The 8,295-nt window shown below is 67.8% G+C and carries 7 protein-coding genes and 2 tRNA genes; 4 read left to right on the forward strand and 5 right to left on the reverse strand.

Features of this window, described 5'->3' with window-relative positions; genetic code table 11:
* The first annotated feature begins 89 nt into the window (after positions 1–89).
* Positions 90–662 (forward strand): PepSY domain-containing protein, encoded by a 573-nt coding sequence (locus tag B5D66_RS18645; RefSeq protein ID WP_078763038.1) that lies wholly within the window; start codon positions 90–92, stop codon positions 660–662.
* 71 nt (positions 663–733) lie between these two features.
* Here the strand turns inward: B5D66_RS18645 and clpX are convergent, their stop codons facing one another.
* The 5 genes from clpX to B5D66_RS18670 form a co-directional block, all read right to left on the reverse strand.
* Complete coding sequence (clpX, locus tag B5D66_RS18650; RefSeq protein ID WP_078763039.1) at positions 734–2,008, reverse strand: ATP-dependent Clp protease ATP-binding subunit ClpX; 1,275 nt, start codon at positions 2,006–2,008, stop codon at positions 734–736.
* A gap of 276 nt (positions 2,009–2,284) precedes the next feature.
* Complete coding sequence (locus B5D66_RS18655; protein WP_078763076.1) at positions 2,285–2,944, reverse strand: ATP-dependent Clp protease proteolytic subunit; 660 nt, start codon at positions 2,942–2,944, stop codon at positions 2,285–2,287.
* A 67-nt stretch (positions 2,945–3,011) separates the two neighbouring features.
* Entirely contained in the window at positions 3,012–3,575 is a 564-nt protein-coding gene (locus B5D66_RS18660) for a ClpP family protease (protein WP_078763077.1), read from the reverse strand.
* A 284-nt stretch (positions 3,576–3,859) separates the two neighbouring features.
* Positions 3,860–5,254: a trigger factor gene (gene tig, locus B5D66_RS18665; protein WP_078763040.1), complete on the reverse strand. Its 1,395-nt coding sequence runs from the start codon at positions 5,252–5,254 to the stop codon at positions 3,860–3,862.
* Positions 5,255–5,490: 236 nt separating this feature from the next.
* Positions 5,491–5,565 (reverse strand) — tRNA-Pro (locus B5D66_RS18670).
* Between the two features lie 109 nt (positions 5,566–5,674).
* On the opposite strand from B5D66_RS18670, the gene B5D66_RS18675 reads away from it, so the two are divergent.
* The 3 genes from B5D66_RS18675 to B5D66_RS18685 form a co-directional block, all read left to right on the forward strand.
* A tRNA-Gly gene (locus B5D66_RS18675) sits at positions 5,675–5,745 on the forward strand.
* A 198-nt stretch (positions 5,746–5,943) separates the two neighbouring features.
* A complete protein-coding gene (locus tag B5D66_RS18680; protein ID WP_078763041.1) occupies positions 5,944–6,447 on the forward strand; it encodes an adenylyltransferase/cytidyltransferase family protein in 504 nt (167 codons plus the stop codon).
* A gap of 189 nt (positions 6,448–6,636) precedes the next feature.
* Positions 6,637–8,295 (forward strand): ABC transporter ATP-binding protein (locus tag B5D66_RS18685; RefSeq protein ID WP_200813707.1); only part of this gene is annotated, 1,659 nt, incomplete at its 3' end.

The raw sequence follows: 8,295 nt of genomic DNA on the forward strand, positions 1-8,295 counted from the left end.
CCTGTTCCTCGGTCCGCCAAGGCATCGACACCTCCCTCCTGGGAAGCGGGAGACAGCGTAGGCGACCACCGAGGGAGAGGAGCCGGAGAATGCGCGGAGCGCGGAACACACGGACGGGACTCGTCGGCGCGGCGGTGCTGGCGTTGACGCTGCTGGGCGGCTGCGGTGACGACGACACCGCCGATCAGACCCCACAGGCCACGCCGACGGCCGGCGCGGAGGACACCACCGGAGCCGCCCAGACCCCTGGAGGGTCGCCCTCCCCCGGCGGCGGGGTGGACATCCTCGCCGCCGCCCAGAAGGCGCTGGAGCAGTACCCCGAGGGCCGGGTGCAGGAGATCGAGCTCGAGGACGGCCGGGAGTGGCGTGTCGACCTCATCGAGGGCCGGAACGGGCACCGGGTGGTCGTGGACGCCTCGACCGGAGCGGTGACGGAGAACGACGAGGATCCGTTCACCGCCCCGGACAAGGCCCACACCCCCGACATCTCACTTGAGCAGGCCGTGGACGCCGCCCTGGCCGAGACCGGTGGTGGACGGGCCACCGGAGCCGAGATCGACAGCGAGGACGGGGGCCTGCTCGTGTGGCAGGTCGAAGTGGACGACGACGTGACGGTCGACGTCAACGCCGGCAACGGGGAGGTCGTCGAGCGGGACTCCTGAGGGGCCCGCTGACGCGCGATGCCCCCGGCCGTCCGTGAGACGGCCGGGGGCATCGGAGTGGAGAGGCGAGCCTAGGCGCTCTTCTCCTCGCGCTCGTCGGTGATCTTGGCGCGTGGCACGATCGTGGGGTTGACGTGCTCCAGCACCGCCTCGCGGGTGATGATGACCTGCGCGACGTCCTCGCGGCTGGGCACCTCGTACATCACCGACAGCAGGACCTCCTCGATGATCGCGCGCAGTCCACGGGCACCGGTGCCGCGGATGATGGCCTGCTCGGCGATGGCCTCCAGGGCGTCGTCGGTGAACTCCAGCTCCACGTTGTCGAGTTCGAACAGGCGCTGGTACTGCTTGACCAGGGCGTTGCGCGGCTCGGTGAGGATGCGGATCAGCGCGTCGCGGTCGAGGTTGTGCACGCTGGTGATGACCGGGAGCCGGCCCACGAACTCGGGGATCATCCCGAACTTCAGCAGGTCCTCGGGCATCACGTCGGAGAACGGGTCGGTGGAGTCGGTGCCGCTCTTGGTGCGCAGCACCGCGTTGAACCCCATGCCCTGCTTGCCGATGCGGGACTCGATGATCTTCTCCAGGCCCGCGAACGCCCCACCGCAGATGAACAACACGTTGGTGGTGTCGATCTGGATGAACTCCTGGTGCGGGTGCTTGCGCCCGCCCTGCGGGGGAACGCTGGCGGTGGTGCCCTCGAGGATCTTCAGCAGCGCCTGCTGGACCCCCTCGCCGGAGACGTCGCGGGTGATCGAGGGGTTCTCGCTCTTGCGAGCGACCTTGTCCACCTCGTCGATGTAGATGATGCCGGTCTCGGCCTTCTTGACGTCGTAGTCGGCGGCCTGGATCAGCTTGAGCAGGATGTTCTCGACGTCCTCGCCGACGTACCCCGCCTCGGTCAGGGCGGTGGCGTCGGCGATGGCGAAGGGGACGTTGAGGATCTTGGCGAGGGTCTGGGCCAGCAGGGTCTTGCCCGACCCCGTGGGGCCCAGGAGCAGGATGTTGGACTTGGCGATCTCGACGTCCTCGTCGCGGGGGCGGTCCCCCTCGGACTGGACCCGCTTGTAATGGTTGTAGACCGCGACGGAGAGCGCCTTCTTGGCCTGCTCTTGACCGATTACATAGGAATCAAGAAATTCGTATAGCTCACGCGGTTTGGGGAGGCTGTCCCATTTGAGCTCGGTGGCGTCTGCGAGTTCTTCCTCGATGATCTCGTTACAGAGATCAATACATTCATCGCAGATGTACACGCCGGGTCCGGCAATGAGCTTCTTCACCTGCTTCTGACTCTTGCCGCAGAACGAGCACTTCAGCAGGTCTCCACCGTCGCCGATGCGTGCCACCCAGCTACTCCTTAAAACGTAGGCCACCCCGCTACGGGGCCGCTCTGCGCGGCGCGGGAGGGAGGCACCCGGCCTCCCCATATCCGAAAGCGCTCAAGCCCTCTGAGAGCAAGCTACCGCTTTTCAGGATATGCGCTCCTCGCGGACCAGCCGACGGGATGATCTGTGCGTCGTTCCTCCGAGCCTAAGCGAAGAAGAGGGCCGGCTTTGCCACGTCCCCTCCGGCGCGTGCCACGCCGGCCCTCTTCATCGCCTCACGACCTCGTCGTTGCGACCCTACTTCGCGGAGGACTTGCGGTAGGGCAGCACCTCGTCGACGATGCCGTACTCCTTGGCTTCCTCCGCGGTGAGGATCTTGTCGCGTTCGATGTCGCGCGACACCTCCTCCGGGGTCTTATCCGTGTGGCGGGCCAGCGTAACCTCGAGCTGCTTACGGATCCGCATGATCTCGTTCGCCTGGATCTCGATGTCGCTGGCCTGGCCGTAGCTGCCCTCGGTCGCGGGCTGGTGGATCAGGATCCGCGCGTTGGGCAGGCACAGCCGCTTGCCCTTGGTGCCACCGGCGAGGAGCACCGCCGCCGCCGAGGCCGCCTGGCCGATGCAGATCGTCGAGATGTCGGGCCGGACGAACTGCATCGTGTCGTAGATGGCCATCAGGGCGGTGAAGGACCCACCCGGCGAGTTGATGTACATCGTGATGTCACGATCGCTGTCCAGGTGCTCCAGCGTGATGAGCTGGGCCATGATGTCGTTGGCCGACGTGTCGTCGATCTGCACCCCCACGAAGATGATGCGCTCTTCGAAGAGCTTGTTGTAGGGGTTCATCTCCTTGACGCCGTACGTGGTGCGTTCGACGTAGGAGGGCAGGACGTAACGGCTCTGCGGAGCCGCCGGGGCGATCCCGCCACCGTAGAGGCTGGGGTTGTACTGGGTCATGTTCTGGCCTTCCACACTGCGGATGTCCACACGAACTGCTCCGTCGGGAACCGATGCGGGCCGTCGGCTACTGCCGGCCCCCGGTCGTCACGTCCAGGGTGTCGGCCAGCACCTCGTCGATGAAGCCGTACTCCTTGGCCTCCTGGGCGGTGAACCAACGGTCCCGGTCGGCGTCCTTCTCGATCTGCTCCGGGGACTGACCGGTGTGCAGCGCCACCCGGTCCAGGAACATCCTCTTCACGTAGAGGAGCTGGTCGGCCAGGATGCGGATGTCGGAGGCGGTGCCTCCGATACCACCGGAGGGCTGGTGCATCATGACCCGGGTGTGCGGCAGCGCGTAACGCTTGCCGGGGGCACCGGCGCACAGCAGGAGCTGGCCCATGGAGGCGGCGAGCCCCATGCCCACGGTGCGCACGTCGTTGGGGATGTACTGCATGACGTCATAGATCGCCATACCGGCGGTCACCGAACCACCGGGGGAATTGATGTAGAGGGTGATGTCCCGCTGGCGGTCCTCGGCGGACAGCAACAGCAGCTCGCCCACGATGCGGTTGGCGATGTCATCGTCGACCTGCTGGCCGAGGAAGACGATCCGCTCACGCAGCAGCCGCTGCGACGTCTGATCGAACATCGGGGGAAGAGGCGACTCGGCCGTACGGGCGTCGATTCGCATGGACTCATTGAAGGTCGGCGGCACTCTCGTCACCTGCTCCGGAATCGAAACGGTTGCGACGCTTGCGACACTAACGCGCTTCACCGCTCTCCTCGCACGGTTCCCGGCCCTGTTCGCTTTGAGCGCAGGTGCTCTACCCGAACAACCCGGACATTCCGCAATGGGCGAACGCACGCGAGCCCCGCACCACCCGCTGGCGGGGTGGTACGGGGCTCGCGACGTTCCTCGTGCGAGGTGGGAGGCTACTTCTCCTCGGTCTCCGCGGCGCTCTCCTGCTCCGGGGTCTCCTCGGCGGCGGGGGCCTCGGCCTCCTCGGCCTCCTCGGTCTCCGGCGCGTCCTGCTTGACCTCGTTACCCGACTCGTCGACGACCTTGGCCTTCTCGATGATCAGGTCCATGGCCTTGCTCCGCACGACCTCGGTGTAGGCGACGCGGATCTGGTTGGACTGGACGAGGTGCTGGGCGAGCTGGTCGGGGGAGACGCCCATGCGCTGGGCCTGCTCCACGACGTACTGCGTGAGCTCCTCGTTGCCGGCCGACAGCTCCTCCTGGATGGCGAGCTGGTCGAGGATGAAGCCGGCCTTGACCGCGGAGCGGGCGCCCTTGGTGAGCTCCTCCTCGAACTCCTCCTCGGTCTGCTCGCGCGACTCGAGGTAGGCCTCCTTGGTCAGCCCGCTCTGCGTGAGCTGCTGCTCCAGGCTGTCGCGGCGGCGGGTGATCTCCTCGTCGACGATGCTCTCGGGCAGCGGGATGTCGATCGAGTCGACCAGCTTCTCCAGGGCGCGGTCACGGGCCTGGGAGAGCTGCTGGATGCGACGGACCTGCTCCATACGGGAGCGGACGTCGGCGCGCAGCTCCTCGATGGTGTCGAACTCGCTGGCGAGCTGGGCGAACTCGTCGTCGAGCTCGGGGAGCTCCTTGACCTTGACGCTGTGCACGGTGACCGTGACGTCGGCGTCACGGCCCTCGTACTCGCCGCCCACGAGCTTGGTGGCGAACGTCGCGCTCTCGCCGGCGCTCAACCCCTCGAGGGCGTCGTCGAGGCCCTCGAGCATGGTGTTGGTGCCGATCTCGTAGGAGACGCCGCTGGCCTGGACGTCCTCGAGCTTCTCGCCGTCAATGGCGGCGGAGAGGTCGATGGAGACGTGGTCGCCCTTCTTCGCCGGACGGTCGGCACCGGTCAGCGTGGCGAAACGCTCGCGCAGGTTGTTCACCTGGTCGTCGACCTGCTCGTCGGTCACCTCGGCGTCGTCGACCGTGACCTCGAGGCCCTCGTAGTCGGTGACCTCGAACTTCGGGCGGATGTCGACCTCGGCGGTGAAGGCGAGCTCCTGGCCGTCCTCGAGCTTGGTGATCTCGAACTCGGGCTGGCTGAGAGCGAAGACGTCCTCCTTCTGGACGGCCTCGTTGTAGAGCTCGGGAACCGCGTGGTTCACCGCTTCGCTGAGGACCGCGCCGCGGCCGATGTAGCGGTCGATGAGCCGGGCCGGCGCCTTCCCCGGGCGGAAGCCCTTGATCCGGACCTGCTTGGCGAGCGACTTGTATGTCACGTCGAAGGCGTGGTCGAGTTCCTCGAACGGAACCTCGATGGTCAGCTTGACCCGGGTCGGGCTGAGCTCCTCGACATCGGTCTTCACGGGGCGGTACTCCTAGATTTCCGGCTGTTTTCCGGTACGACCCGGCACAGGACACGACACACGACCACGACGTGGACAACGACGACCGGCCGGTGCCGACTGCGGGGCGCCACGAGAGGCTAGATCTCTGGCGTGATCGACGGATTGTTGCTAATCACGCCAAGTCTAGGGCAGGCACACGGCGACTCACGGCCGACAGACTCCGAAAAGGAGTCGCGGGGCCACGAGTCTGCTCGTCGGGGAGGCGGGATTCGAACCCGCGGCCTCATGCTCCCAAAGCATGCGCGCTAACCAAGCTGCGCTACTCCCCGTGGACCGCGCGCCGGAGACCCGTTCGGGTGCAACCAACGCTCCGGAGACTGTACTCTTGTCTCCGTCGGCTCCACGAGTCTAGAGGAAACTCGCGGCGGCTGATGCCAGGCGGGCGTAGTTCAATGGTAGAACCCCAGCCTTCCAAGCTGGTCGTGCGGGTTCGATTCCCGTCGCCCGCTCCGCTTCGAAAGGCTCCGTCCCAGTTCACCGGGACGGAGCCTTTCGCTCGTGCCGGGCCGTCCGGGTCAGACTCAGGAATGAGACCTCCCCCGAGTATGTTGACTTATCGGGCGACCCTCGCCCCAACCGACTGACGAGGCGACGCGCATGTGAACAGGCGGGAGACGCCCACCACGTGCCGGGCTGATGGGTGGATGATGACGACGACCGATCCGTTGGGGGGCCGAACGCCCTCGCTCAGGCTGAGCTGGTTCGTGTCTCCGTCGACGACGGCCGCCCCCGTCGTCGTGACCGGGGTCTTCGACGTACTGCACGTCGGGCATGTTCGTTTCCTGACCGGCATCCGGGAACGCGGGTTGCCGCTCCTGGTCGGCGTGGAGTCCGACGAGCGGGTCCGCGCCTGGAAGGGTCCCCACCGGCCGGTCAACCACGAGGACGAGCGCGCCGAGCTCCTGGCCGCCCTGCGCTGCGTCGACGGGGTCTTCGTCATCTCCGGTCCCCCCGCGGTGGCCGACTGGGCGCACTACGCCGAACTGCTGCGCCCCCTGCGCCCCGCCGCGTTGGCCTACACCGCGGGCGACGCCCACACCCTCGCCAAGCAGCGAGGCGCCGCGGCCCTGGGCGCCGAGCACTGGGAGCTGCCGTTGACCGAGGGGCGCTCCACCACGGCGATGCTGGGTCAGCTCGCCCGCTCCCTGTGAGCCCGCCCCCCTGAGCGGCGCTCCCCCACGGGTGGTCGGCCCGGACCGCGGCACCGTCCCCGCCACGCCCGTCCCGCCGTATGGGTGCACGGCGGTCTCCCCCTCCCGGACACGCGCGTTCGGGAGACCGTGTCCTTGTGGCCGTCGTCGCGCCCACGGCGGCGAGAAGGGTGGTCCGAGATGGCGATGATGATGGGTGGCCGGCCCGGGTTCCGGTCACTGGTCAACGACGGTTCCGCCAAGGGCGCCCGCCTGTCCCCCGGGCTCCTGCGACGTGTGGCCGGATACGCGCGCCCCCACTGGCGTTCGATCCTGTTCTTCCTCCTGGTCACCTCGCTGAGCGCGGGGATCGTGGTGGCCAACCCCCTCCTGCTCAAGGCGATCATCGACCAGGGCGTCGCCGCGGGCGACACCTCACTGGTCGCCTGGCTCGCCCTCGCGGTGGGGCTCTTGGCCCTCGCGGAGGCCGGGCTCGGGCTGACCGGCCGATGGCTGTCGGCGCGGATCGGCGAGGGCGTCATCTACCTGCTGCGCACCCAGGTGTTCGCCCACGTGCAGCGCATGCCCCTGGCGTTCTTCACCCGCACCCAGACGGGTTCGCTGATCAGCCGGCTCAACACCGACGTGGTGGGCGCGCAACGGGCGATCACCTCGGTCCTGCAGTCGGTGGTGTCCAACCTGATCAGCACCGTCGCGGTGATCGTGACGATGATCGCGCTGTCGTGGCAGATCACCCTGGTGGCGCTGCTCCTCGTCCCCCTGTTCGTGCTGCCGGCCAAGCTCATCGGCCGGCGACTGGCCACGGTCGCCAACGACGGGATGCGGCTCAACGCCGAGATGAGCTCCCTGATGACCGAGCGGTTCAACGTGGGCGGCGCGATGCTGGTCAAGCTCTACGGGCGCCCGGAGGAGGAGAACGCGGGGTTCGCCCATCGGGCCGCCCAGGTCCGTGACATCGGTGTGCGCCAGACGGTGTTGAGCGCCCTGCTGTTCACCCTCATCGGCCTGATCACGGCGTTGGCGACGGCGACGGTCTACGGTGTCGGCGGCACGCTCGTCATCACCAACGCGTTCGACCTGGGCACGCTGGTCGCGTTGACCACCCTGCTGACCCGCCTGTACGGGCCGTTGACGGCGCTGTCCAACGTCCACGTCGAGGTGCTGACCGCGCTGGTCAGCTTCGACCGGGTGTTCGAGGTCCTGGACCTGCGTCCCATGATCGAGGAACGCGAGGACGCCGTCGCGCTGCCGGAGGAGGGGTTGTCGGTCGAGTTCGACCACGTCTCCTTCCGCTACCCCTCGGCCGCGGAGGCCTCGCTGGAGTCCCTGGAGCTGTCCCCCACGACCGAGACGGCCGATGAGACCCAGGTGCTCAGTGACGTGTCGTTCTCGGCGGCGCCGGGGGAGATGGTGGCGTTGGTGGGGCCGTCGGGGGCGGGGAAGACCACGTTGACGCATCTGGTGACCCGGTTGTACGACCCGGTGGAGGGTGTGGTGCGCGTGGGCGGGGTGGACCTGCGTGAGGTGCGGGGCGCGTCGTTGCGTGAGCGGGTGGGCGTGGTCACCCAGGACGCCCACCTGTTCCATGACACGATCGGCGCGAACCTGCGCTATGCCCGGCCCGAGGCGGGGGATGAGGAGTTGCGCGCGGCGTTGCGGGCGGCGCGGTTGGGGCATCTGCTGGATGCGTTGCCCGATGGGTTGGACACGGTCGTGGGGGATCGCGGGTACCGGTTGTCGGGTGGGGAGAAGCAGCGTCTGGCGATCGCGCGGTTGTTGCTCAAGGCGCCTTCGGTGGTGGTGTTGGACGAGGCGACCGCGCATTTGGACGCCGAGTCCGAGGCCGCG

The sequence above is a fragment of the Marinactinospora thermotolerans DSM 45154 genome (genome assembly GCF_900167435.1).
Taxonomy (GTDB): Bacteria; Actinomycetota; Actinomycetes; order Streptosporangiales; family Streptosporangiaceae; genus Marinactinospora; species Marinactinospora thermotolerans.